General features: G+C 61.4%; 23 protein-coding genes, 4 tRNA genes and 1 pseudogene. 20 read left to right on the top strand and 8 right to left on the bottom strand.

Annotation, left to right across the window (positions count from 1 at the left end):
- The first annotated feature begins 263 nt into the window (after positions 1–263).
- From IDM28_RS15260 to IDM28_RS15210, 11 genes are all read left to right on the top strand, one after another.
- Positions 264–340: transfer RNA gene (locus IDM28_RS15260), tRNA-Arg, on the top strand.
- Between the two features lie 50 nt (positions 341–390).
- Positions 391–466: transfer RNA gene (locus IDM28_RS15255), tRNA-His, on the top strand.
- 57 nt (positions 467–523) lie between these two features.
- Positions 524–608: transfer RNA gene (locus IDM28_RS15250), tRNA-Leu, on the top strand.
- A gap of 33 nt (positions 609–641) precedes the next feature.
- A tRNA-His gene (locus tag IDM28_RS15245) sits at positions 642–717 on the top strand.
- 161 nt (positions 718–878) lie between these two features.
- Positions 879–1184 (top strand): DUF6388 family protein, encoded by a 306-nt coding sequence (locus IDM28_RS15240; protein WP_188036397.1) that lies wholly within the window; start codon positions 879–881, stop codon positions 1182–1184.
- Between the two features lie 234 nt (positions 1185–1418).
- On the top strand, positions 1419–2732 hold the full coding sequence (gene tig, locus IDM28_RS15235) for a trigger factor (protein WP_188036396.1): 1314 nt from the start codon (positions 1419–1421) through the stop codon (positions 2730–2732).
- A gap of 91 nt (positions 2733–2823) precedes the next feature.
- On the top strand, positions 2824–3465 hold the full coding sequence (gene clpP, locus IDM28_RS15230) for an ATP-dependent Clp endopeptidase proteolytic subunit ClpP (protein ID WP_101321077.1): 642 nt from the start codon (positions 2824–2826) through the stop codon (positions 3463–3465).
- A 108-nt stretch (positions 3466–3573) separates the two neighbouring features.
- On the top strand, positions 3574–4857 hold the full coding sequence (gene clpX / locus IDM28_RS15225; RefSeq protein ID WP_101321075.1) for an ATP-dependent Clp protease ATP-binding subunit ClpX: 1284 nt from the start codon (positions 3574–3576) through the stop codon (positions 4855–4857).
- Between the two features lie 153 nt (positions 4858–5010).
- On the top strand, positions 5011–7407 hold the full coding sequence (gene lon / locus IDM28_RS15220; RefSeq protein ID WP_101321072.1) for an endopeptidase La: 2397 nt from the start codon (positions 5011–5013) through the stop codon (positions 7405–7407).
- 169 nt (positions 7408–7576) lie between these two features.
- Positions 7577–7849 (top strand): HU family DNA-binding protein, encoded by a 273-nt coding sequence (locus IDM28_RS15215; protein WP_101321070.1) that lies wholly within the window; start codon positions 7577–7579, stop codon positions 7847–7849.
- Positions 7850–8029: 180 nt separating this feature from the next.
- The gene (locus tag IDM28_RS15210; protein WP_188036395.1) at positions 8030–9901 is read left to right on the top strand and encodes a SurA N-terminal domain-containing protein; all 1872 of its coding nucleotides are present in this window, start codon (positions 8030–8032) and stop codon (positions 9899–9901) included.
- Positions 9902–9974: 73 nt separating this feature from the next.
- On the opposite strand, the gene IDM28_RS15205 is transcribed toward IDM28_RS15210, so the two are convergent.
- Positions 9975–11015: a patatin-like phospholipase family protein gene (locus tag IDM28_RS15205; protein ID WP_101321066.1), complete on the bottom strand. Its 1041-nt coding sequence runs from the start codon at positions 11013–11015 to the stop codon at positions 9975–9977.
- A 154-nt stretch (positions 11016–11169) separates the two neighbouring features.
- Here IDM28_RS15205 and IDM28_RS15200 point away from each other — a divergent pair, with 154 nt between their 5' ends.
- The 3 genes from IDM28_RS15200 (at position 11170) to IDM28_RS15190 (ending at position 13139) form a co-directional block, all read left to right on the top strand.
- On the top strand, positions 11170–11448 hold the full coding sequence (locus IDM28_RS15200) for a hypothetical protein (protein ID WP_101321064.1): 279 nt from the start codon (positions 11170–11172) through the stop codon (positions 11446–11448).
- Positions 11449–11462: 14 nt separating this feature from the next.
- A complete protein-coding gene (locus IDM28_RS15195) occupies positions 11463–12230 on the top strand; it encodes a CHAD domain-containing protein (RefSeq protein WP_188036394.1) in 768 nt (255 codons plus the stop codon).
- Positions 12231–12341: 111 nt separating this feature from the next.
- On the top strand, positions 12342–13139 hold the full coding sequence (locus IDM28_RS15190) for an acyl-CoA thioesterase (protein WP_188036393.1): 798 nt from the start codon (positions 12342–12344) through the stop codon (positions 13137–13139).
- Between the two features lie 2 nt (positions 13140–13141).
- Here the strand turns inward: IDM28_RS15190 and IDM28_RS15185 are convergent.
- The 3 genes and pseudogenes from IDM28_RS15185 to IDM28_RS15175 all read right to left on the bottom strand — a co-directional run.
- Positions 13142–13363 (bottom strand): annotated as a pseudogene (locus IDM28_RS15185) (terminase); the annotation flags it as partial.
- Positions 13364–13438: 75 nt separating this feature from the next.
- Positions 13439–14917, bottom strand: a complete 1479-nt coding sequence (locus tag IDM28_RS15180) for a methyl-accepting chemotaxis protein (protein WP_150569841.1) — start codon at positions 14915–14917, stop codon at positions 13439–13441.
- Positions 14918–15025: 108 nt separating this feature from the next.
- A complete protein-coding gene (locus IDM28_RS15175; protein ID WP_188036391.1) occupies positions 15026–15835 on the bottom strand; it encodes a TatD family hydrolase in 810 nt (269 codons plus the stop codon).
- A 148-nt stretch (positions 15836–15983) separates the two neighbouring features.
- On the opposite strand from IDM28_RS15175, the gene IDM28_RS15170 reads away from it, so the two are divergent.
- Positions 15984–17393, top strand: coding sequence for a transglycosylase SLT domain-containing protein (locus IDM28_RS15170; RefSeq protein ID WP_150569843.1), 1410 nt, complete (start codon positions 15984–15986; stop codon positions 17391–17393).
- Between the two features lie 206 nt (positions 17394–17599).
- A complete protein-coding gene (locus tag IDM28_RS15165; protein WP_101321052.1) occupies positions 17600–17908 on the top strand; it encodes a hypothetical protein in 309 nt (102 codons plus the stop codon).
- A gap of 32 nt (positions 17909–17940) precedes the next feature.
- Here IDM28_RS15165 and greB read toward each other — a convergent pair whose 3' ends face one another.
- The 3 genes from greB to IDM28_RS15150 form a co-directional block, all read right to left on the bottom strand.
- Positions 17941–18417 carry a transcription elongation factor GreB gene (greB, locus tag IDM28_RS15160; protein ID WP_101321050.1) on the bottom strand — a complete coding sequence of 159 codons (477 nt, stop codon included), beginning with the start codon at positions 18415–18417 and terminating at the stop codon, positions 17941–17943.
- A 169-nt stretch (positions 18418–18586) separates the two neighbouring features.
- Positions 18587–21094: an ABC transporter permease gene (locus IDM28_RS15155; protein WP_188036390.1), complete on the bottom strand. Its 2508-nt coding sequence runs from the start codon at positions 21092–21094 to the stop codon at positions 18587–18589.
- The gene (locus tag IDM28_RS15150; RefSeq protein WP_103437957.1) at positions 21094–21777 is read right to left on the bottom strand and encodes an ABC transporter ATP-binding protein; all 684 of its coding nucleotides are present in this window, start codon (positions 21775–21777) and stop codon (positions 21094–21096) included. Before IDM28_RS15150 ends, IDM28_RS15155 begins: the two co-directional genes overlap by 1 nt.
- Positions 21778–21787: 10 nt before the next feature.
- On the opposite strand from IDM28_RS15150, the gene IDM28_RS15145 reads away from it, so the two are divergent.
- The 3 genes from IDM28_RS15145 (at position 21788) to IDM28_RS15135 (ending at position 23836) form a co-directional block, all read left to right on the top strand.
- Positions 21788–22393 carry an arylesterase gene (locus IDM28_RS15145; protein ID WP_178080780.1) on the top strand — a complete coding sequence of 202 codons (606 nt, stop codon included), beginning with the start codon at positions 21788–21790 and terminating at the stop codon, positions 22391–22393.
- A 58-nt stretch (positions 22394–22451) separates the two neighbouring features.
- Positions 22452–22733 carry a hypothetical protein gene (locus IDM28_RS15140; RefSeq protein WP_101321041.1) on the top strand — a complete coding sequence of 94 codons (282 nt, stop codon included), beginning with the start codon at positions 22452–22454 and terminating at the stop codon, positions 22731–22733.
- A gap of 125 nt (positions 22734–22858) precedes the next feature.
- Entirely contained in the window at positions 22859–23836 is a 978-nt protein-coding gene (locus tag IDM28_RS15135) for a L,D-transpeptidase family protein (RefSeq protein ID WP_101321039.1), read from the top strand.
- 136 nt (positions 23837–23972) lie between these two features.
- On the opposite strand, the gene oprI is transcribed toward IDM28_RS15135, so the two are convergent.
- Positions 23973–24224, bottom strand: a complete 252-nt coding sequence (gene oprI / locus IDM28_RS15130; protein ID WP_003259780.1) for an outer membrane lipoprotei OprI — start codon at positions 24222–24224, stop codon at positions 23973–23975.
- 507 nt (positions 24225–24731) lie between these two features.
- Between oprI and IDM28_RS15125 the strand changes: the two genes are divergently transcribed.
- On the top strand, positions 24732–25013 hold the full coding sequence (locus IDM28_RS15125) for a GNAT family N-acetyltransferase (protein WP_101321037.1): 282 nt from the start codon (positions 24732–24734) through the stop codon (positions 25011–25013).
- Positions 25014–25030 lie beyond the last annotated feature (17 nt).

Genomic DNA, 25030 nt, shown 5'->3' with positions numbered 1-25030 from the left:
GTGATTAACCATCGAGAAAGAAACAGATAGAATGGCGCATTCTCGCACGACACGGCCCGAGGGCAAAGGCGGGTGGTCGGGCAAATCCTCTAACTCCTTCAATAATTTCGATTTTTTAGAGAAAGGTGTTGACGCTTTTACAGCTCGTCTATAACATTCGGCGCACTTGTCGGGCACAGCCTATCACTGGTTGGCGAAGTCGGGCAGAATGGGTGGTTCGCAGCGTTGCTGCCAGCCCCTGTGAGGTTAGGCAGATTGCTTATGTGCCCGTAGCTCAGCTGGATAGAGCATCCGCCTTCTAAGCGGATGGTCGCAGGTTCGAGTCCTGCCGGGTGCGCCATTAGGCAGCTTAGGCACGCAAGTGATGCAGTAACGTAATGCCGCTATATGGTGGGCGTAGCTCAGTTGGTAGAGCGCCGGATTGTGATTCCGGTTGTCGTGGGTTCGATTCCCATCGTCCACCCCATATTTTTCGAAGGCGCCTTGATTGAACGATCTGGCGCCTTTGATTTAAGTGTTGCATGCGGATGTGGTGGAATTGGTAGACACACTGGATTTAGGTTCCAGCGGCGCAAGCTGTAAGAGTTCGAGTCTCTTCATCCGCACCATGCTTCAAGGTTTCAACGCAGTACCGCACTATGGTGGGCGTAGCTCAGTTGGTAGAGCGCCGGATTGTGATTCCGGTTGTCGTGGGTTCGATTCCCATCGTCCACCCCATATTTATATTAAAGGCGCCTCGATCGAATGATCAGGCGCCTTTTTTGTTTCCCACAGTTTGGCTCTGCCAGGTGCGCACTGTGTGCTGGTGAAATCCAGATAAAAGCTGATAGATTTCAGCTGGTTGAATTGCGGTTACGTGCCGCCAGAGGAAATACCCGATGATAGCCAAAGAAGCTCGCCAGGCGCTGGCACTGCAACGCTTTGCCGAGGCCAATCCGCAGATGCTCGAAGAGATCCGCGAATTGAGCCCGCGCGAGCAGGCTCAGCAGATCCAGTGGGCCTTTGATGATGCAGCGCAGGAGCAGGGCATCGAGCCCTGGGAACTGACCCTGCAATTGGTCGCTCAGAGCCCTGAGGAACTGCACGCCATGCGTCTTGAGGTGCACCGTGAGGTGGCCGAGGCGTTGGGCATGGAGTGGGATGAGTACTGCGCGTTCAACGAGATCGGCCCCGAGCACGGCTGATTGCCGCCGTGTTTGTTTGACAAGGTTTTTCAGTCAGGGGCTGCGGCTGCCTGCGTGCAGCCCTTTATAGATGAGGCCTGGCGCATTTTGCGCAGGGTTTTCCATGAAATCGATCGGCGAGATTTCCCGTCGTCTTGAGTGGGGTGACTTCTGGTGCGTGAGTCACTAGAATGCTTGCCCTTGATTCTGGAGTCGGGCTTTCGCCGGCTAACGTCTGTGCAACGAGGAATATCCATGCAAGTTTCGGTTGAAAACACTTCCGCTCTCGAGCGCCGCATGACCATCGCCGTCCCGGCCGAGCGCGTCGAGACCGAAGTCAACAAGCGTCTGCAGCAGACTGCCCGTCGCGCCAAGGTTGCGGGCTTCCGCCCTGGCAAGGTGCCAATGAGCGTGATCCGCCAGCGTTACGAAGAAGCTGCCCGTCAGGAAGCCTTCGGTGACCTGGTTCAGTCGTCCTTCTACGAGGCTGTGGTTGAGCAGAAGCTGAACCCGGCTGGCGCCCCGGCCGTTGAGCCAAAGTCCTTCGAAAAAGGCAAGGACCTGGAATTCGTTGCCATCTTCGAAGTGTTCCCAGAGTTCACCGTTGCCGGCTTCGACTCGATCAACGTCGAGCGTCTGAGCGCCGAAGTGGCTGATGCTGACCTGGACAACATGCTGGAAGTCCTGCGCAAGCAGAACACCCGCTTTGAAACTGTCGAGCGCGCTGCGCAGATCGACGACCAGGTCAACATCGACTTCGTCGGCAAGGTTGACGGTGAAGAGTTCGCCGGTGGCTCGGCCAAGGGCACCCAGCTGGTACTGGGCTCCGGCCGCATGATCCCAGGCTTCGAAGATGGCCTGGTAGGCGCCAAGGCTGGCGAAGAGCGCGTTGTCAACGTGACCTTCCCAGAGGACTACCAGAACCTCGACCTGGCTGGCAAAGCTGCTGAGTTCACCATGACCGTGAACAGCGTTTCGGCTCCCCAGCTGCCTGAGCTGAACGAAGAGTTCTTCGCCCAGTTCGGCATCAAGGAAACCACCCTGGAAGGCTTCCGCACCGAAGTTCGCAAGAACATGGAGCGTGAACTGCGCCAGGCGATCAAGACCAAGGTAAAAAACCAGGTCATGGACGGTCTGCTGGCCGCCAACCCGATCGAAGTGCCAAAAGCGCTGCTGGAAAACGAAGTCAACCGTCTGCGCGTACAGGCTGTTCAGCAGTTCGGTGGCAACATCAAGCCTGAGCAACTGCCGGCCGAGCTGTTCGAAGAACAAGCCAAGCGCCGCGTAGTGCTGGGTCTGATCGTGGCTGAAGTGGTCAAGCAGTTCGACCTCAAGCCTGACGAAGGCAAGGTTCGCGAGATGATCGAAGAAATGGCTTCCGCTTACCAGGAGCCAGAGCAGGTCATCAGCTGGTACTACAAAAACGACCAGCAGCTGAACGAAGTGCGTTCGGTTGTGCTGGAAGAGCAAGTTGTAGATACTGTCCTGCAGAAAGCGACTGTGACCGACAAATCGGTCTCGTACGAAGAAGCAGTAAAACCAGCACAGGCTCCTGCCGAAGCTGAGTAATCTGCAGCTCTCGTAGGAAACCACCACAAGCCAGCCTTCGCGCTGGCTTGTGCGTATTCAAGCCATGACTATTTGGGAGTGAGTGCAGGACATGTCCCGCAATTCTTATATTCAGCAGAGCTCTGACATCCAGGCCGCAGGCGGTCTGGTCCCGATGGTTGTCGAGCAGTCCGCCCGCGGCGAACGCGCCTATGACATCTACTCGCGCCTCTTGAAGGAGCGGGTGATCTTCCTGGTAGGTCCTGTAGAAGACTACATGGCCAACCTGGTAGTGGCGCAGATGTTGTTCCTCGAAGCGGAAAACCCGGACAAGGATATCCATCTCTACATCAACTCACCGGGCGGTTCGGTGACTGCGGGCATGTCGATCTACGACACCATGCAGTTCATCAAGCCGGATGTCTCCACCATCTGCATCGGCCAAGCCTGCAGCATGGGTGCCTTCCTGTTGACCGCGGGTGCCAAGGGCAAGCGTCACTGCCTGCCGAACTCGCGCGTCATGATCCACCAGCCGCTTGGCGGCTTCCAGGGTCAGGCCACCGACATCCAGATCCACGCCCAGGAAATCCTCAGCATCAAGGCCCGTCTCAACGAGCTGCTGGCCTACCACACTGGCCAGGATCTGGAGACGATCCAGCGTGATACTGAGCGTGACAACTTCATGAGCGCGCAGCGCGCGGCCGAGTACGGCCTGGTCGACTCGGTATACGACAAGCGGCAACTGGCGTCCTGATCCTCAGGGCCAGAGCAGGCAGGCGTCAAAAGCGCCTGCCTGCGGACTTGAAAAAGCCCGCAATTGCCTTCATCTTGTGTTGCAAGCCTACCGGATTGGATCGATCGAATGACTGACACCCGTAACGGCGAGGACAGCGGCAAATTGCTTTATTGCTCCTTCTGCGGCAAAAGCCAGCACGAAGTGCGCAAATTGATTGCTGGGCCCTCGGTATTTATCTGCGACGAGTGCGTCGACCTGTGCAACGACATCATCCGAGAGGAGGTGCAGGAAGCCCAGGCCGAAAGCAATGCGCACAAATTGCCTTCGCCGAAAGAAATCAGCGGCATCCTTGACCAGTACGTGATTGGTCAGGAGCGCGCGAAGAAGGTGCTCGCGGTAGCGGTGTACAACCACTACAAGCGCCTGAATCAGCGTGACAAGAAGGGCGACGAAGTCGAACTCGGCAAGAGCAACATTCTCCTGATCGGGCCGACTGGCTCGGGCAAGACGCTGCTCGCCGAAACCCTGGCACGCCTTTTGAACGTACCTTTTACCATTGCCGACGCCACCACCCTGACCGAAGCCGGTTATGTTGGTGAGGACGTCGAGAACATCATTCAGAAGCTGCTGCAAAAGTGCGACTACGACGTGGAGAAGGCCCAGATGGGCATTGTCTACATCGACGAAATCGACAAGATTTCGCGCAAGTCGGACAACCCGTCGATCACCCGTGACGTTTCGGGTGAGGGCGTGCAGCAAGCGCTGTTGAAGTTGATTGAAGGCACCGTGGCTTCCGTGCCGCCGCAAGGTGGTCGCAAGCACCCGCAACAGGAATTCCTGCAGGTTGATACCCGCAATATCCTGTTCATTTGCGGTGGCGCATTCTCTGGCCTCGAGAAGGTCATCCAAGGCCGTTCCACCAAAGGTGGCATTGGTTTTGGTGCAGAAGTGCGCAGCAAGGAAGAAGGCAAGAAGGTTGGTGAATCCCTGCGTGAAGTCGAGCCTGACGATCTGGTCAAGTTCGGTCTGATCCCTGAGTTCGTTGGCCGTCTGCCGGTGTTGGCTACCCTCGACGAGTTGGACGAAGCTGCGCTGATGCAGATTCTGACCGAGCCAAAGAACGCCCTCACCAAGCAGTACGCCAAGCTGTTCGAGATGGAAAGCGTGGACCTCGAGTTCCGCAGCGACGCTCTCAAGGCCGTCGCGCGCAAGGCCCTGGAGCGCAAGACCGGCGCCCGTGGCCTGCGTTCGATTCTCGAAGGCGTGTTGCTCGACACCATGTACGAGATTCCTTCGCAGAAGGAAGTCAGCAAGGTGGTGATCGACGAGAGCGTCATCGAAGGTACCTCGCAGCCGTTGCTCATTTACGAGAACAACGAGCCGCAGGCCAAAGCCGCACCGGACGCCTGATCCAGGCAGCCGTTGTGAAAAATGAAAGGGGCCTTCGGGCCCCTTTCTGCTTTTCCCGCTTAAGTGCTTGTAATTTGAAGGACCTACCCCCACATTAGGTCCAAGCACTATTTCCACCGGATTCGGCCATAAGGCCGCTGTAGAGGCGAAATCATGAAGACAACCCTCGACTTGCCTCTTTTGCCATTGCGCGATGTCGTCGTTTACCCGCACATGGTTATCCCGCTGTTTGTGGGGCGCGAAAAATCCATCGAAGCCCTCGAGGCGGCGATGACGGGCGAAAAGCAGATCCTGCTGCTTGCCCAGAAAAACCCTGCCGATGATGATCCAGGTGAAGACGCCCTGTACCGCGTCGGCACCATCGCCACTGTCCTGCAGCTGCTGAAACTGCCCGATGGCACCGTCAAGGTCCTGGTCGAAGGTGAGCAGCGCGGCGCTGTAGAGCGTTTCAACGAGGTTGATGGGCATGTCCGTGCCGACGTCAGCCTGATCGATGAAACCGACGCCCCAGAGCGTGAGTCGGAAGTGTTCGTGCGCAGCTTGCTGTCGCAGTTCGAGCAGTATGTGCAGTTGGGCAAGAAAGTCCCGGCTGAAGTACTGTCCTCGCTCAACAGCATCGAAGAGCCGGGTCGCCTGGTCGATACCATGGCCGCGCATATGGCGCTGAAGATCGAGCAGAAGCAAGAGATCCTCGAGATTGTCGACCTGCAGGCGCGGGTCGAGCACGTGCTGGCCTTGCTGGATGGCGAGATCGACCTGCTGCAGGTTGAAAAACGCATCCGCGGCCGGGTCAAGAAGCAGATGGAGCGCAGCCAGCGCGAGTACTACCTGAATGAGCAGATGAAGGCCATTCAGAAGGAGCTTGGTGATGGCGATGAAGGCCACAACGAAGTCGAAGAGCTGAAAAAGCGCATCGATGCCGCTGGCCTGCCCAAAGATGCCCTGACCAAGGCTCAGGCTGAGCTGAACAAACTCAAGCAGATGTCGCCTATGTCGGCTGAAGCTACCGTGGTGCGGACCTACCTCGACTGGCTGGTGCAGGTGCCATGGAAAGCCCAGAGCAAGGTCCGCCTGGACCTGGCCAAGGCTGAAGAAATTCTCGACGCCGACCACTATGGCCTGGACGAGGTCAAGGAGCGCATCCTTGAGTATCTCGCTGTACAGAAGCGGGTGAAAAAGATCCGTGGTCCTGTGCTGTGCCTGGTTGGCCCGCCTGGCGTCGGCAAGACCTCGCTGGCCGAGTCGATCGCCACTGCTACCAATCGCAAGTTCGTCCGGATGGCCCTCGGTGGCGTGCGTGACGAGGCCGAGATTCGTGGTCACCGGCGTACCTACATCGGCTCTATGCCGGGCCGCCTGATCCAGAAAATGACCAAGGTTGGCGTACGTAACCCGCTGTTCCTGCTTGACGAGATCGACAAGATGGGCAGCGACATGCGCGGCGATCCGGCCTCGGCACTGCTGGAAGTACTCGATCCCGAGCAGAACCACAATTTCAACGACCATTACCTGGAGGTCGATTACGACCTGTCCGACGTAATGTTCCTGTGCACCTCGAACTCGATGAATATCCCGCCGGCGCTGCTCGACCGAATGGAAGTCATCCGTCTGCCGGGTTACACCGAAGACGAGAAGATCAACATCGCGGTCAAGTACCTGGTGCCCAAGCAGGTCAAGGCCAACGGCCTGAAGAAGGACGAGCTGGACATCGATGTCTCGGCGATCCGCGACATCATCCGCTTCTATACTCGCGAAGCCGGTGTGCGTGGCCTCGAACGTCAGATTGCGAAGATCTGCCGCAAGGTGGTCAAGGAGCACAGCGGGCAGAAATCGGTGAAGGTCAAGGTCACCAGCGAGCAGCTCGAGCATCACCTGGGCGTACGCAAGTTCCGTTACGGCCTGGCTGAGCAGCAGGATCAGATCGGTCAAGTGACCGGCCTGGCATGGACCCAGGTGGGCGGGGAATTGCTCACCATCGAGGCGGTAGTGATCCCTGGCAAGGGCCAGTTGATCAAGACCGGTTCGCTCGGTGACGTCATGGTCGAGTCGATCACGGCGGCGCAAACCGTGGTTCGCAGCCGTGCCCGTAGTCTGGGGATCGCCGCTGACTTCCACGAGAAGCGCGACGTTCACATCCACATGCCTGAAGGAGCGACGCCGAAGGATGGCCCGAGCGCAGGCGTTGGCATGTGCACCGCATTGGTCTCGGCACTGACCCAGATCCCGGTACGCGCCGACGTGGCCATGACCGGCGAGATCACCTTGCGTGGTCAGGTTCTGGCCATCGGCGGGCTCAAGGAAAAGCTCCTTGCAGCGCACCGGGGTGGGATCAAGACGGTGATCATTCCCGAAGAGAACGTTCGTGACCTGAAAGAGATTCCGGACAACATCAAGCAGGATCTTCAGATCAAACCGGTCAAATGGATTGACGAAGTCCTCCAAATTGCGCTGCAATACGCCCCCGAGCCCTTGCCAGATGTGGCTCCGGAGATCGTCGCGAAGGATGACAAGCGCGACAGCGATGCCAAGGAAAGAATCAGCACGCACTAATACGTTTCACGCTGGGGGGCTTTCCTTGACAGTTTTTTCGGGCCCTTGCTATAAAGCGGCACGCTCGTGTCAACAGGCCACCCAGCGCTCGTTTTGCACGCACAAATTTTACACGCATTAATTACATACTTAGAAACATACTTAAATTAGAGATATAAGGGGACTTAGAGTGAACAAGTCGGAACTGATTGACGCTATCGCCACATCTGCTGATATTTCGAAAGCCACCGCCGGTAAGGCTCTGGATGCAGTGATCGACTCCGTACAGGGCGCTCTGCAAAAAGGCGACGACGTGGTTCTGGTAGGTTTCGGTACTTTCACGGTCAAAGACCGTGCCGAGCGCACTGGCCGTAACCCGCAAACCGGTGCTGCGATCAAGATCGCCGCCGCCAAGGTTCCTGGCTTCAAGCCTGGCAAAGGCCTGAAAGACGCTGTCAACTAAGTCGTCTGTTCAGCCGGCCGCGGCGCTACCGTGGCCAATCGCGTGACGGCGGGACGCAAACGTTCCCGCCGTCACGCTCGCTTCGAGAAGGCGCATCTTCGGATGCGCCTTTCTTCTATCAGGACTCTACCCACGCTCCGCGGTTGACGACGCAGTGGTACAACCGTTTCTGGGGGACGCATGCTGCAGAATATCAGGGACAATTCACAGGGTTGGATTGCCAAGACCATCATCGGCCTTATCGTCGTGCTGATGGCATTGACGGGCTTCGAGGCGATTTTTCAGGCCGCCAGCCATAGCCAGGACGCCGCCAAGGTAAACGGTGAAACCATCAGCCAGAACGAGCTGAGCCAGGCTGTCGATATGCAGCGCCGCCAGCTGATGCAACAGCTGGGCAAGGACTTCGATCCTGCTCTGCTGGACGAAAAGATGCTGCGTGAAGCAGCGCTCAAAGGCTTGATCGATCGCAAATTGCTGTTGGAAGGTGCCAAGGACGCGAAATTTGCATTCTCCGAGGCGGCGCTGGATCAAGTGATCCTGCAAACGCCTGAGTTCCAGGTTGATGGCAAGTTCGATGCAAACCGCTTCGACCAGGTCATTCGCCAGATGGGCTACGGGCGCCTGCAGTTCCGCGAGATGCTCGCCGAAGAAATGCTCATCGGCCAGCTGCGCACCGGGCTTGCCGGCAGCAGCTTTGTCACCGACAAACAGGTCGAGGCGTTTGCGCGTCTGGAAAAACAGACCCGCGACTTCGCCTCGCTGACCTTCAAGGCCAACCCGGCGGCGGTCAAGGTCAGTGATGAAGAGGTCAAAGCGCACTACGACCAGCACGCCAAGGAGTTCATGACGCCGGATCAGGTCGTCATCGACTACATCGAGCTGAAGAAATCGGCGTTCTTCGACCAGGTCAAGGTCGATCCGGCCGAGCTGCAAGCGCTGTACGAGAAAGAGATCGCCAACCTGGCCGAGCAACGCCATGCCGCGCACATCCTCATCGATGTCAACGACAAGGTCAGCGATGCCCAGGCCAAGGCCAAGATCGAAGAGATCCAGCAGCGTCTGGCCAAAGGTGAAGACTTCGCCGCCCTGGCCAAGGAGTTCTCGCAGGACGCCGGTTCCGCTGCCAGCGGTGGTGATCTTGGCTTCGCCGGCCCTGGTGCTTACGACGCCGAGTTTGAAGATGCCCTGTACAAGCTGAACAAGGACCAGGTGTCGCAGCCGGTTCGCAGCGAGTTTGGTTATCACCTGATCAAGCTGCTGGGTGTCGAGGCGCCGCAAGTGCCGACCTTCGCCAGCCTGAAAGACAAGCTGACCCGCGAGCTGCAAACCCAGCAGGTCGAGCAGCGCTTCGTTGAAGTGACCAAGCAACTGGAAGACTCCGCCTTTGAAGCCTCCGACCTGGCCCAGCCGGCTCAGGACCTGGGTTTGAAAGTGCAGACTTCGGCGCCGTTCGGGCGTGAAGGTGGCGACGGCATTACCGCTAACCGCCAGGTCGTCCAGGCCGCGTTCAGCGAGGAAGTGATCGACGAAGGCGCCAACAGCAGCGCCATCGAGCTGGATCCAGAGACCGTGCTGGTGCTGCGTGTCAAAGAACACCGCAAGCCCGAGCAACTGCCGCTGGAGGCAGTCGCGCAACGGATCAGCGAGCACCTGGCCAAAGAGAAGGCGACTGCCGAACTCAAAGCCAAGGCTGACAAACTGATTGCCGGTCTGCGTGACGGTTCGATCGCCGCCGGTGCTGGCCATGACGGTCAGACCTGGAAAGTCCAGGAAGCGGTCAGCCGCGGCCAGGAAGGTATCGATCCAGTCGAGCTGCAGGCAGTGTTCCGCCTGGCCAAGCCTGCCGGCAAGGACAAGCCTGAATACGCCAGTGCCGTGCTCGCCGATGGCAGCCTGGTGGTGGTCCAACTGCGCGGCGTCAACGAAGGCGCTGCGGCCACCGACGAAGAGAAGCAGCAGATCCGCCGCTACCTCGCTTCGCGTGCCGGTCAGCAGGACTTCGCGGCCTACCGCAAGCAGTTGGCAGCTAATGCCGAGATCACTCGCTACTGAGTTGATCTGCCCAAAACCAGACAGGCCGCTTATGCGGCCTGTCTGGTTTCTGCAGCCTGCAAATGCGCGGTAATCAGCGCCGCTTGCCCTCGTAGATGTCCAGCGTGTCGCGGGCGATTTCCCGGCCCAGGGCGATCAGCTCCGGTGCCTTGTAGAACTCGAAGAACTGGCACACCCGCTTGGGCACGTTGATCAGTACATCTGGCGGGTAGCCGGCAATCTTGTACTGCGCCAGCGACGTCTGCATGACCTCGAAGCTCTGGTTGATCAGGTCGAGCAGGGACGCCGGGCCGACGTTGTCGATGATGAACGAGCCCGCTGCTGAGCGCGGTGCGCCGCCGCTCTCGGGCGCCGCAGCGGGTTGCTGGCCTTCGGGGTTGGCTGCTTCACCCAGCCACGGATTGCTTGCGATCAGGTTCTCGGCAAGCACTGCCTGGTCGATGCGGCTGAGCTGCTCTGCCGGCTTGCGGCGGAACGGCAGGCGCGAGCCCACCGAACTCATCAGCGCGTCGAAGCGCTTCTTGAACGCGGCGGGGCGCTCGATCACCGGCAACTGGTACTGGTTCTGGTTGGTGGCGTTGAGGTTGACCGCGATGATCAGGTCACAGTGGCTGGAAACCACCGGCACGATCGGCAGCGGGTTGAGAATGCCGCCGTCGACCAGCATGCGGTTGCCCTGCACGACGGGGGTGAACAGGCTTGGTATTGCCGCCGAGGCGCGCATGGCCTGGTGCAGGCAGCCTTCCTGAAACCAGATTTCCTGCTGATTGGTGAGGTCGGTGGCCACCGCCGTATAGGGAATGCGCAGCTGTTCGATGTTGATTTCACCGACAATCTTGCGGATCTGGCCAAACACCTTGTCACCGCGAATAGCGCCGAGACGAAAGCTCACATCGACCAGCCGCAGTACATCCAGGTAATCCAGGCTCTCGATCCAGTGGCGATAGTCATCGAGCTTGCCTGCCGCATAGATACCGCCGACCACCGCGCCCATCGAGCAGCCGGCAATGCAGGATATCTCGTAGCCGCGGCGCTCGATTTCTTCGATCACCCCGATGTGCGCATAGCCTCGTGCACCGCCCGAACCCAGCACCAATGCAACGCGTTTACTCATGTCATTCCCTCGTGGCTGTGCAACCATCCCCGAACAATGCACCCATTGCGCCCTCGGCTTCAATGCAAGCCTTGCTGGACTACGCTGATGAGGGCACTTTTCGCTTGGCCGAGCGTCGAACGGCCACTCCCTTGTGCACTTTGAGGTATTACTGATGAAAGCATGGATCTGCCTGCCATTGATGGTTGTGGCGCTCGCTGGCTGCGCCGGCAAGACGGCCTATCGTGATAGCTGCGCAACCCAGCTGGACGCCGCCTGGAAGGAGCTCGACCTGGCCAAGGCCGAAGGGTTTGCGGGCACCGTCAGTTATTCCAAGGCATTGTCGCTGTTGACCGGGGCCAAGACCCAGCAGCAGTTCGAAGGCTTCGAAGGCTGTGCGAAAAAATCCGAGAAGGCCCGCTTCTACATTCGTGAGTCCCGCGCCGGGCGTTGAACAAGGAGCGTTGTATGTCTGCCATGCTTGATCACGTGGTTGCCCAGGTGCTGACCCTGCAGGTGCGCTTGCTCGCCTGCCGCGAGCGGCTGGCGGCTGATGTCGACAGTGAAGCCCTGCACGACCTGCGCACCACCACGCGGCGCCTGCGCAGTTTGCTGCGGCCGCTGCGGGGCTTGCCTGCAGTCGATCAGTTGGAAGATGCCGCGCGGGCACTGGGCGCCCTGACCACGCCGCTGCGTGACCGTGAGGTGCTCGCTGCCGAGTTGCGCGAGCGTGGTCAACAGGACGCTGCCGAGCGGCGCCTGCGGGGCAGGGCGCAGACCTTTGCCACTGTGGCCGCGAGTCCCGAGTTGACGCGCATGCTGGCGATCATCGACGCGTTTCCGGCGTTTCTGCGGGCAGCGGATCGCGAAGGCCTGGTCAAAGGCCTGCAAAAACGCGTCGACAAACGCCTCGGCAAACAGTGGCACAGACTGCAGCAGGGGTTACTCGACCCAGCCCACGATCGGCACCGTTTGCGCCTGCTGATCAAGCGGGTGCGCTATGGCGATGAGGCCTACCCACAGCTTGATCATGCCGGCGGCAAGTTGCAGCGCCTGCTCAAGCGCGCACAAGGCGATCTGGGCGATTGGCACGACCGTCTGCAGTGGTTGGTGCAGGTACCGCTCGACGCAGCGCTACGGCCCTGCCAGGCGGCCTGGCAGGCTGAGCTTGAGGCCGCTGAGCGGCAAGGCGACCTGACCTTGAAGCGCCTGCACAAGGCAGTGTCACGCCGCTAGGCGCTGGATTGACCGATATGAAGCCTGCATCGGCGAGCGCAGCTGGTTAAGATCGGCTGCAGCTGGGGCGCCTGGGCGCCCCGATTCGATAGCCAAGCCTGCGAGATCGCCATGACCTTCACCCAATTGCTGGCCGCGGTACAACAATCACCAGAAGCCGTCACGGTGCCTGCCACCTGGGCGCAGGGGCGTGCAGTTTTCGGCGGACTGATGGCTGCCATGGTCTATGAGCGCATGCGCCTGCAACTTGTCGACGAGCGTCCGGTGCGCTCGCTGGCCATCACCTTCGTTGCTCCCGCCGCGGCAGATGTCCCAATCAGCTTCGAGATAGAGGTGCTGCGGGAGGGTAAAGCCGTCAGCACCCTGCTTGGGCGTGCTGTGCAGCAAGGCCAGGTAGTGACGATCGTGCAGGGCAGCTTTGGCGCGGGCCGCTCCTCGCTGATAGATGTTCCTGCGCAGCCCCCGGTCGAGATGAAGGCGCTCGCCGAAGCAGCGCCGGAACTGCCTTATATCAAAGGTGTGACGCCAGAGTTCATGCGCAATGTGGCCTTGCGCTGGACGCTCGGCGGGCTGCCCTTCAGTGGCAACACTTCACGGCAAATGGGCGGCTGGGTGCGTCTGCGGGATGTGCCTGAGGAAGCCGCGACCGAAGCGCATCTGCTGGCCTTGGTCGACGCCTGGCCGCCGAGCCTGCTGCCGCACCTGAAACAGCCTGCGGCGGGCAGCACTCTGACCTGGACCATCGAATTCATTCAGCCCCGGCCGCAACTGAGCACCCATGACTGGTGCCGGTATTGCGTGGACACGGAATACGCCAAGGATGGCTACGGCCATGCCTGCGCGGCGTTGTGGACGGCTGACGGCGAGCTGCTTGCCCTCAGCCGCCAAACCGTCACCGTATTTGCCTAGCGACGATAGCCGTGCCGTTGCAGGCCCAGACCCGCGATCAAGGCGATCAGGCCTACCGCAATCTGGCTCAGGTCCATACTGAACACGCCGGACAGGACCAGCAATGCTCCAAGGACGCCCAACGCTACGGCTAGCAGCAACAGTGCCAGCTCGGCCGGTTGGCGGTGGGCGTGGTGGTCGCCACGCCATTGGTTGGGGTGAAGGTTGAACAGGCGCTTGCTCATGGGCATTTCCTCACAGTCATGCCCAAAGCTTAGTGCTGCGCGATCATTGCGGCCAATCGAGGCTGGCTATGGTGACTATAGCTTGAGCTGACCGATCGCCTTGTTCAGCTCACCGGCGAGGGTTGCCAGCTCGCTGCTGGTGGTCGCCGAGCCGACGGTCTGCTGCACGGTCTGCTCGGTGACATCGCGGATGCTTACCACCGCGCGGTTCATTTCCTCGGCCACCTGGCTTTGCTGTTCGGCAGCCACTGCAATCTGGGTGTTGCTCTCGCGCATCTGCGCGACTGCGCTGGTGATCTCCGCCAGCGACTCACCGGCCTCGCGGGCTTGCTTGACGCAGTCATCGGCCTTGTAGGAACTCTCTTGCATGAACTCCACCGCATCGCGGGTGCCGGACTGCAGGGCGCAGACCATGTCGGTGATCTCGTCGGTGGAGCTCTGTACCCGCTTGGCCAGGTTGCGCACCTCGTCGGCGACCACGGCAAAACCACGGCCGAGATCGCCCGCCCGCGCCGCTTCGATGGCGGCGTTCAGGGCAAGCAGATTGGTTTGCTCGGCAATACTATGAATTACCCCAACTACGCCGTTGATCTTCTGGCTGTCTTCCGCCAGCTGGCGGATCATTTCGGCGGTCTGCTGCACGCCGCTGGACAGCCCGGAAATCGAATCCTGCACGCGACCGACGACTGCCTGCCCGCTGCCGGCAAGGTTGTCCGCGGTTTGCGACAAGTCACGGGTGGCACCGGCATGTTGGGCGATGTGGTGCACAGTCGCGGTCATTTCGTTGATGGCGGTAGCGGCCTGGTCAGTCTCGCTTTGCTGGCCGAGCATGCCGTGGCGTACATCGCTCATGCTCGCTGCCAGGCGCGCGGCGCCGGAGTCGAGTTGCGCTGCAGTGCGCGCTACGGTGCTGACTACCCGGTGATAGGTCGACTGCATGGCGTTGAACGCGCCGGCCATTTGCCCGACCTCATCGCCGCAGGCCAGCGGCACACGCGCCGACAGGTCGCCGGTCTTCTCGACGTGGAGCATGACGTCCTTGAGCGTGTTGAGCTGGCTGAGCAGAAAGCGGATCAGCAGCTGCGACGCACCGAGCATGGCCAGCATCAGGACCATCACGCACACCGCGTAATTGGCGAAGCGATCAATAAACACCTGGCGCAGGCTTGGCGAGTGCGCCAGCAGCGCCAGTTGCTGTTGGCCATGGCTCACGACCTGAGCGCCGCGCAGCGGGTTGTCACCCAATAGCGAGCGATTGGCCAGCTCGACCCAGCCCTGGGCGTTGTTCAGCGCGGGCAGTGGTTGGCCGGCGAAACTTGGCGTTTGCCCGGCTTGCCAGCTGATCAGGTTGGCCAGTTCAGGCAGCGCTTGCCCGGCCGGCCAGGCCGCAAGCAGACGAGCCTGCGCCTGGGCGGTTGCTCGCGCACCTTCGGCCCGGGCCTGCTGCTCGAGCTGCACGGCGTACAGCACCAGCAGCAGGGTGGTGACAAAGGCCACTGCGTTGACGGCCCAGAATTTGTACTTCAAGGAAATATTGCTAAGCCAGGCACCCATCGTATAGGTCTTCTCTGAGTTGAGCGGAAACAGTATTGGCAAGGTGCCATCATTGTTTCCGATTGCTTCAGAGTGAGTCTTGATGTGTGTCAACGAATCCCGGTCGACTTATGCCTTTGCCGGCGCCAGGGCGAAGAACTGGCGCGCGCACTCGGTGGTGTGCCTTGCCGTGTATTCCAGGCTCTCGCCGCGGTGCAAGGCGACCTCACGCAGCACCTCGGGCAAGAACGCAGGCTCGTTGCGGCCGCTTTTCGGTTTCGGCCGCAAGCTGCGCGGCAGCAGGTACGGTGCATCGCTTTCGAGCATCAGGCGACCCACGGGGATGCTGCTGACCAAGGGATGCAGGTGCGTGCCACGGCGCTCGTCACAGATCCAGCCAGTGATGCCGATGTGCAGGTCCAGATCGAGATAGGCGAACAGCGCCGCGCGCTCGCCGGTGAAGCAATGCACCACGGCGGCTGGTAACTGGTCACGGTAGTCCTTCAGGATCGCCAGCAGGCGCTCGCTGGCATCGCGCTCATGCAAAAACACCGGCAGCTGGGTTTCTACTGCCAGGGCCAGATGTGCGTGCAGGGCTTTCTCCTGCTCAGGCCGTGGCGAGAAATCGCGATTGAAGTCCAGACCGCACTCGCCGACTGCCTTTACCCGAGGCTGAGCGAGCAGGTGGCGCAGTTGCCGCTCGCTGTCGACACCCCAGCTCTTGGCGTCGTGAGGGTGCACGCCAGCGGTGGTGAACAGTCGATGCCCCGGTTCATCCAGTTGCTGGCACAGCTCCAGCGCCTGTTCGCTGCCTTCCAGGCTGGTACCGGTCACGACCATTTGCACGACGCCTGCCTGCTGCGCGCGCTCGACGATGTCAGCCTCTTTGCCGTGAAAGCTGTTGTTGGTCAGGTTGACGCCGATATCGATCAGTTGCATGGTGCTACCTCGTGCTGCGGGGCGGCCAGCATAGCAAATCCCCCGAACATCGCGAAAAAGCCAAGAACTTCAATGGATTGCCAAGGTCTTTCAGTCTCTGCTGGCGCCGCCGCAGAGGCCTCTTCCCACACCATGGACATGTTTGCCGATGCAGCGATTCCTGCTGATTGTTTCGCTGATGTTCAGCCTGCTCACGGCGGCCGCCGCGCATGCGGCAGTGTCCGGGCCGGCGCAGGCCAGCTCAACCAGCAAGCAGCCGCGCGATCTGGCGCAGGTGCGCAGCAGCAAGGTACTGCGGGTGCTGGTCAACCAGAGCCGCAACAGCTCCGGGGAAATCAAGGGCGAGCCGGTCGGCATCGAATACCATCGGCTGCGCGCGCTGGAGCATTTTCTCAATGGCCGCGAACGCCAGGGTGATCTGATTCAAGTCAAATTGATCCCGCGGGCCAAGGAGCAACTGCTCGGCGCCTTGCAGCGCGGGGAGGGTGACCTGGCAGCGCCGGGCGAGCTGCTCGACCCGGCCCAGGTCAGTGGCGTCGGGGTGAGTGCGCCAGTGCTGGACAAGGTGCCGCTGCTGCTGGTTGGACGCAAGGGCGAGCGCAGCTTCAGTCGGGTCGAGCAGTTGTCCGGGCGCACCATCGCCCTGACCACCGCCAGCGGTGCGGGCGCTGCGATCCAGGCTATCAATCAGCAGCTGGCATTGCGCAAGCGCGCACCGATCAAGATCGAATGGGTAGACCCAACGCTGGCGGTCGAGGATGTGCTGGAGATGGTCCAGGCCGGCATCTATCACCTGACCGTGGTGGAGCGGCCGATCGCGCTGCGCTGGGCGCGGGTGATGCCGCGGCTGCGCGTCGACAGCAAGGTACAGATCGGCCAACCGCAGGCTGTGCGCTGGTACGTCGGTAAAGGCGCTGATCAGTTGCTGGCAACTGTCGACCGCTTTCTGGCCGGCTACCGCGCCCCGGAAAACCAGGACGCCGCATTCGAGCGTATCTACCGGCGCCAGTACCGCGTGCACAATCCGCTGGCCCGCCAGGAGCGCCAGCGCTTGCAGGCGGTGCGTGGGGTGTTGCAGAAGCACGGCGAGGCGCAGCAGATCGACTGGCTCAATCTGGCCGCGCTGGCGTTCAAGGAATCGACCCTCAATCCCGCCGCGCGCGGCGTCGGCGGCGCCCATGGGCTGATGCAGATCACGCCGTCGGCGGCGCAGCGGGTAGGGGTGAGCAACACGGCGAACGTGGATGGCAATGTCCAGGCCAGCGCGCGATATCTGGCGTTGATCCGTCGCAAGTTTTTCGCCAGCCCCCAGCTCAATGAGCGCGAGCGCATGGCGTTTGTGCTGGCGGCGTACAACCTCGGCCCGGAGCGGGTCCAGGCGATGCGTGCCGAAGCGCGCAGGCGCGGGCTCAATGGCAATCAGTGGTTCTTCCAGACCGAGCGCATCGCCATGGAGCAGGTCGGCATGGGCCCGGTCAATTTCGTCAACAGCGTCAACAAGTACTTCCTCGCCTTCAATCGCGAGCGCGCCAGCCTCGAGCGCGTCGCCAGGCGTTGAGCAATCTGGCTGTCACAAGGGCTACACGTACAGCTTGTAAGTTGTCGCGTGTAGCTCTAGCATAACCCTTGCGCCGATTTAAACAGCTACTTGCGGGGCGCAGGAGGCAGCCCCATGCCAGGGCACTCTGAAATACCGCTAAAACGCTGGTTCGGTGACGCCTCCCACCGCAGCCCAGCGGGATTCGCGAGGCGGAGAATTACTCCATGAGTTGTCCACGTACCAGTGTCTGTCTGACCCCTCTGCCTGCCGGCCAGGTATCGCGCACCCCGCGCATTCTACTCAGCGGTCAGCACCAACCTACCTTGTTGCGCCACCTTGACGGCTTTTCGCGGCGCAAGGGCCAGGCTCGCGCGTTTCTGATCCAGTTCGCTGAAACCTGTGCCTTGCTCAAGCAGTACGGAAGTGATCGTTTTGATCTGGCAGTAATTCAGTCGCCTACGGCGGAGGAGGCCGGCGAGGTGATCGGTCACCTGACGCGGATTGCTCGGCAGGGGTTGATTACCCGGCGTTGAGCGAGTGGGGCTGCAGAGCAGCCCCCAAATCGTCATCCCACCTCATATTCGATACTGGCAATAAACCACACCGCTTCGCCGGTCGGCGTTTGCACGATCACCTCATCTCCTTCCGACTTCTTCAACAGCGCCCGCGCCATCGGTGAGTCGATGGAGATGTAGTCGTTACGTCCGTAAATTTCGTCGTAGCCGACCACTCTGAAGCGTTTGACCTCGCCGGCCTCGTTGTCAATTTCTACCCAGGCACCGAAGAACACCTTGCCCTCTTGTTCGGGGGCGTAGTCGACAACGCGGATATCCTCCAGACGCTTGCGCAGGTAGCGGATTCTGCGGTCGATTTCGCGCAGCAGCTTCTTGTTGTACTGGTAATCGGCGTTTTCACTGCGATCGCCAAGCGATGCCGCCCAGGCGACCTTTTGCGTGATTTCCGGGCGATAGGTTTGCCACAGATGATCCAGCTCTGCTTTCAGCGCAGTGTGGCCTGCGCGGGTGATGATGTTGGTTGGCAATGCTGACTCCAAGCACGGTCGAGCTGACTGCTTGCACAAGGCCAGGCTAGCGTTGCCAGGCGTGCAAACGTCGAATTCAATACAGAATTGGGCAGACGCCCAACAGTCACGGAGCCGAGGCTAGCACGCAAGGCTGGCCTCGGTCACACCGGGTGTCGAGCGCGCCTCGTCAGCCCTCGCGCAGCACTGTCAGCGGGCTCGCATTCAGCGCCCGGCGAGTACCAAACACCCCAGCACCGCCAACTAGCAGGGCGCCAATCAACGGCAGCAACAGCAGCCATGGATGTGGGCCCCACTGCAGATCGAAGGCGTAGCGATACAGCGCCCAGCTGATCAACTCGCAGCCCACTGCCGCGAGCACTCCACTGGCGGCGCCGAGCAGGCCGAACTCGATCCGTCGCGCCCGCACCAGCAATGGCCGACCGGCGCCCAGTGCACGCAGCAATGCGCCTTGGCGGATGCGCTCGTCAAGGGTGGCCTGCAGCCCGGCGAACAGCACTGCCAGGCCTGCTGCGAGCACGAACAGCAGCACGTATTCGACCGCTAGGGTGACCTGGGCGAGGATGCTGCGCAGCTGTTCGAGCAGGGCGTCTACCTGGAGGATGGTGGCTGCCGGGAACGTACGTGATAGCGCCACCACTTCCTGATCATGCCCTGGGGCCAGATAGAAGCTGGTCAGGTAGGTGGTTGGCAGGCCTTGCAGGGTGCCCGGCTGGAAGATCATGTAGAAGTTTGGCTGGAAGCTGTCCCAGTGCACGCTGCGCAGGCTGCTGACGCGGGCCTGGCGTTGCTGGCCGGCAATGTCGAAGTTGAGCAGGTCGCCGAGTTTGAGGTGCAGGCTGGCAGCCAGCTCGGTTTCCACCGATACCCCCGGGATGCCGTCACTCGCTGGCGCTGCCTGCCACCACTCACCGCTGACCAGTGCATTACCCTGCGGCAGATCGGCCGCCCAGGTCAGGCTCAGGTCGCGCTGCACAGCGCGTTCGCCGGTGGACTCCTTGCTCACCAGCTGGCGCACCGGCTCATCGTTGATATGGGTCAGCCGGCCGGGGATGACCGGGTACAACGGCGCGGAGATGGCGTTTGCTTCACGCAGACGCTGGGCGAACGGCTCGCGGTCATCCGGCAGGATATTCAGGGCGAAATGATTCGGCGCATCCTTTGGCAGCTGCGCTTGCCAGTTGTCCAGCAACTCGGCCCGCAGCAGCGCTACCAGGCCCATCGCCAGCAAGATCAGGCCGAACGCCAGCGCCTGGCCGGCAGCGGCCAACGGGTGGCGCAGCAACTGGCCAAGGCCCAGTCGCCAGGTCAGCGGCGCACCGGCCAGCAAGCGGCGCAGACTGCGCAGGCCGAGCAAGAGCAGGCCGCCAAGGAGCAGGGCGGCAATCAGGCCGCCACCGAGCAGGGCAAAGGTCAGCAACAGGTCCAGGCTCAGCCGCCACATGATCAGGCCAAGGGCGAACAGCGCTGTGCCATACACCAGCCAACTGCTGGCTGGCACGGGCAGCAGGTCACGGCGCAATACTCGCAGCGGTGGCACTCGGCCCAGCGCGGCCAGCGGCGGCAAGGCGAAGCCGGCCAGTGCCACCAGCCCGGTGGCGATACCGGCCAACGCTGGAGTGAGGCCACCCGGCGGGATGGTGCTCGGCATCAGTCCATCCAGCAGGCGGAACAAGCCCAGCTGTGCCAGCCAGCCAATAACCGCTCCGGCCAATGCCGCGACCAGGCCCAGGGCTGCCAGTTGCACACAGTACAGGCCCAAGGCCTGGCGCCTGGACAAGCCCAGGCAGCGCAGCAGGGCGCTGGCGTCGAGGCGGCGTGCCGCATAACGGCTGGCCGACAGCGCCACGGCTACCCCAGCGAGCAACACTGCGACCAGGCTGGCCATGTTCAGATAACGCTCGGCCTTGCCCAGTGCGCCGCCGATCTGGCGATTGCCATCGCGGGTGTCGCGCAGGCTCTGGTTGGCCGCCAGGGTTGGCTCCACGGTCTGGCGATAGCGGCTCAGCGTCTCGGCCTCGCCACGCCACAGGTCGCGGTAGGTCACTCGGCTGCCAGGCTGGATCACGCCAGTGGCCTGCAGGTCGTCGAAGTTGATCAGCACCCGCGGCGTCAGGCTGTAGAAGTTGTTGGCGCGGTCGGGCTCGTAGGTCAGTACCCGGCTGATGCGCAAGCTCTTCATGCCGACGTCGATGCTGTCACCCATGGCCAGGCCCAAGGCTACCAGCAGGCGCGGTTCGACCCAGGCCTCGCCAGGCGCCGGGCCGCCGCCTGGGCGTTCTTCGGCAAACGGCGCGGCGGCGCTGCGCAGTTCGCCGCGCAGTGGGTAGGCGGCATCAGCGGCTTTGATGCTCGACAGCTGGATACCGGCGTCGGTGCCGACCACGCTGGTGAACTCCACGACCCGCGCATGGCGCAAGCCCAGCTCTGTGCCGGCACTGATCTGCGGATCGCTTGCCGCCGAGCTGCCTTGCAAGACCAGGTCGGCGCCGAGGAATTCGCTGGCGCGCAGTTGCATGGCGCCGTTGAGGCGGGCGCCGAAGTAGCCGATGGCGGTGCTTGCCGCCACTGCCACCAGCAGGGCGAAGAACAGCACACGCACTTCACTGGCGCGAACATCGCGCAGCAGCTGGCGCAGGGCCAGGCTGCAAAGGCGCAGCAACGACAATTGTCTCATCACGGCTCCAGGGGCGCGACCAGACGGCCAGCGTCCAGGCGGATCAGGCGGCGGCAACGTTTGGCCAGACGCTCGTCATGGGTGACCAGCACCAGGGTGGTGCCGCGCTCCTTGTTCAGTTCGAACAGCAGGTCGCTGATGCGTTCGCCGGTGTGGCTGTCGAGATTGCCGGTTGGCTCGTCGGCGAACAGCACCGCCGGCTGCGCGGCGAACGCGCGGGCAATCGCCACCCGTTGCTGTTCGCCGCCGGAGAGCTGGCGCGGGGTGTGGGTCAGGCGCTGGCCCAGGCCGACCCGCTCGAGCAGGCTGCGTGCCACCTCGCGGGCATCACGACGGCCATCGAGCTCCAGCGGCAGCATGACGTTCTCCAGCGCGTTGAGGCTGTCGAGCAACTGGAACGACTGGAACACAAAGCCGACGTGCTCGGCCCGTACTCGCGCGCGCTGGTCTTCATCCAGCGGGCCGAGATCCTGCCCGGCCAGGATTACGTTGCCTGCGCTGGGCCGGTCGAGGCCGGCGAGCAAGCCGAGCAGGGTGGATTTGCCCGAACCGGACGCACCGACGATGGCCAGGCTGTCGCCTTTGGCCAGATCCAGGTCCAACGCGTGCAGGATGGTCAGGTCGCCTTCCGTGCTGGGGACCACTTTGCTAAGGTTCTGCGCAACGAGAATGCTTTGATCCATGGAGAATCCAATGCGAGCGTGGTGGTTGAGTGCGGGTCTGGCCTTGTGTTGCCTGGCTCAGAGCGCGACGGCGGGGACACTGCTGGTTGTCGGCGATAGTATCAGTGCCGGTTTTGGCCTGGATACCCGCCAGGGTTGGGTTTCCCTGTTGCAGCAGCGGCTCGAGGCCCAGGGCAACGACGCCAAAGTGGTCAATGCGTCGATCAGTGGCGATACCAGCGCAGGCGGCCAGGCGCGGCTACCAGCGCTGCTCGCAGCGCACAAGCCAGAGCTGGTGATCATCGAGTTGGGCGGCAACGATGGCCTGCGTGGGCAGCCCCCAGCGCAATTGAAACAAAATCTTGCGTCGATGATCGAGCGCTCCCAGGCCAGCGGGGCCAAGGTGGTGCTGTTGGGCATGCGCTTGCCGCCCAATTACGGCCTGCGCTATACCACGGCCTTTGCCCAGGTGTTCGAAGAGTTGGGTGCTGATAAAAAGGTGCCGTTGGTGCCGTTCTTTCTTGAAGGCGTGGGCGGGGTGCCCGAGCTGATGCAGGCAGATGGCATTCATCCGGCGCAGGCCGCGCAGGAGCGTCTGCTGGAAAATGCCTGGCCGGTGATAAAACCCTTGCTGTGACGCTTTAAACGGGGGCCGCTTTCGGATAATGTTGCGCCCCCCGTTTCGAGACCCCCCGATGCCGCGTCCTGCCTGGTCCCTGTATGCCTATCAACTGATCGAGCCTGATGATCAGCTGGACCTGTTCGCGTGTCAGGAAGTCCGCGTGCACCTGGTAGCTCGCCAACTTGAGTTGGGCGCGCCGGTAGACCGCACCCTGTGTGGTGGTTTACTGCCGGCTCAGCCGCGCTGGTCGGTGGTGCCGCGCTCGATCCAGCGCGATAACCGCCTGTGTACGTTGTGCCGGGCCATCCTCGATGCCCAGCGGCGCGGAACTCGTCCCGTCTGGCCACAGCTGTGAACGGCCGCGTGGAACCGTAGCAGCCTTTCATCATCTGAAATGTATGCAGCCACTGCCCGTCTCCCGCTTGCGCCGGGGCGGGTGTACAATCGACCGTCTTGATCTACCTTCGAAGGATTCTCCGGATGTTGCCGCGCATTCCCGCCGTCACCCGTCGCCTGTCCCTGGCTGCCCTGCTGGTAGCGGGCCCCGCCTGCGCGCTGGAACTGCCACTGCCGCCGCCTGGTGAGGACGTCGTTGGTCAGGTGCAGACCATCAAAGCCAAGTACGAAGACACCTTCGCCGACATCGGCACCGCCAACGACCTCGGCTACCTCGAGATGATCGCGGCCAACCCGGGTGTCGACCCGTGGCTGCCGGGTGCCGGCACCGAGATCATTCTGCCTACGCGTTATGTGCTGCCGCCTGGCCCCCGTGAAGGGGTGGTGATCAACCTGGCCGAATATCGCCTGTACTACTACCCGAAAGGGCAGAACGTGGTGCATACCTATCCGCTGGGTATCGGTCGCGAAGGCTGGGGCTCGCCGATCGCCAACACCAAGATCACCGCCAAGACGCCGAACCCGACCTGGACGCCGCCGGCCTCGATCCGCGCCGAGCATGCCGCCGATGGCGACATTCTGCCAACCGTGGTGCCGGCCGGGCCGGATAACCCGCTTGGGCCGTTCAAGTTCACCCTGGGCGTGCCGGGTTACCTGATCCACGGTTCCAACAAGAAGTTCGGCATTGGCATGCGCACCAGCCACGGTTGCTTCCGCATGTTCAACAACAATGTGCTGGAGCTGTCGAAGATGGTTCCGGTGGGTACCCCGGTGCGCATCATCAACGAGCCGTACAAGTTTGGTGTTAGTGCCGGCAAGGTGTATCTGGAAGCGCACACGCCGCTGGATGATCATGGTGATCCGTCGGTGGTCGACAAGCACACCGCAGTGATCAATGCCCTGCTCAAGCGCGAAGACCTGGCCAACAACCTGCGCATGAACTGGGACATGGTTCGCGATGTTGTCGCCGCCGAAGATGGCATGCCGGTGGAAATTGCCGTGCCGGTGGCAGGGCAGGCTGGCGCACCGATGGTGTCGAGCATTCCCGAAGAGCTGCAGTAATTCGCAGTGCATTGCCCGAAGGCCTGCCGCGTGCAGGCCTTTTTGTTGCCTGAGACTTTTGTTTTCCCAGAAAAACCCGGGCATAAAAAAAGCCGACCCACGAGTGGGTCGGCTTCACAACAATCCGTGAGGATTATTACTTGCGGCTGGCTTTGTCCAGCATACGCAGAGCGCGCTCATTGGCTTCGTCAGCAGTTTGCTGAGCCTTCTGAGCAGCAGCCAGAGCGTCGTCAGCCTTACGGTAGGCTTCATCGGCACGGGCTTGAGCGCGAGCGGCTGCGTCTTCGGTAGCAGTCAGGCGAGCTTCGGTTTCTTTGGATACGCTGCTGCAACCGGTAGCCAGAACAGCGGCCAGGGCGAGAGCAGAGAATTTCAGAACGTTGTTCATCGTGTTCCCCTTCAAGGATCTTCTAGTCAAAAGAGCCATCTCTCAAAAAAGAGAAACTGGCCGGCGTACATAGTACCCATTACTTGTAGTAAGTAAACTGACGGAGCGCAAGAACTGTGAAAAAAATGCCGCTTTATAGGGGCTTGGCGGCGCATCTCGGGGTTTTCCCCAACATGGCCTCCGGCGCATGCAAGCACTTGTAGCACCAGAACTTTTTTGTTGAACTAAAGGTGACTTCAGCGGTCTTTCAGCGTCATACCAGAACATCATCCGGATGCTCTTGTGAGTGAGCCAGCGGTGTGTACCGCTGTTTGCTCATCGCTGACTAAGCGCGCTGAAAACTTGAGCAATCCTGCCACGGGCGCCTACTATTTGTAGGTGCCAGAAATGCCGAACGTGCAGGGAACCCTGTGGTCGAAGGGGGCATGAGGGGGCGTAGAGTTTCTCCGCCGGATACATCAATCGGGTAAGGTATGGGTCTGCCGACGAGACCTGCGAGGAGTAGTGATGAGCGAAGCGCTGACCATCCACCATGACCAGGCCGGTCATCAGTTCGAGACCAATGTGGACGGTCATCGTGCCTACCTCACCTACATGGATCTGGGTAAGCAAACGCTGGATATCTACCGTACCTTCGTACCCAACGCCCTGCGCGGTCGCGGTATCGCAGCGGCGCTGACCCAGCAGGCACTGCAGTATGCCGAACAGATGGGCTATACGGTCATCCCGTCCTGCTCGTATGTCGAGCGCTACATGGAGCGTCAGCAGCGCCACTCGAGCAAGGCTTGAGTCGCTGACTGCGGACA

Origin of the sequence: Pseudomonas sp. EZ-C24 (assembly GCF_014525325.1) — a bacterium.
GTDB lineage: Bacteria > Pseudomonadota > Gammaproteobacteria > Pseudomonadales > Pseudomonadaceae > Aquipseudomonas > Aquipseudomonas shirazensis.
This window is presented reverse-complemented; position numbering and strand designations above follow the sequence as displayed.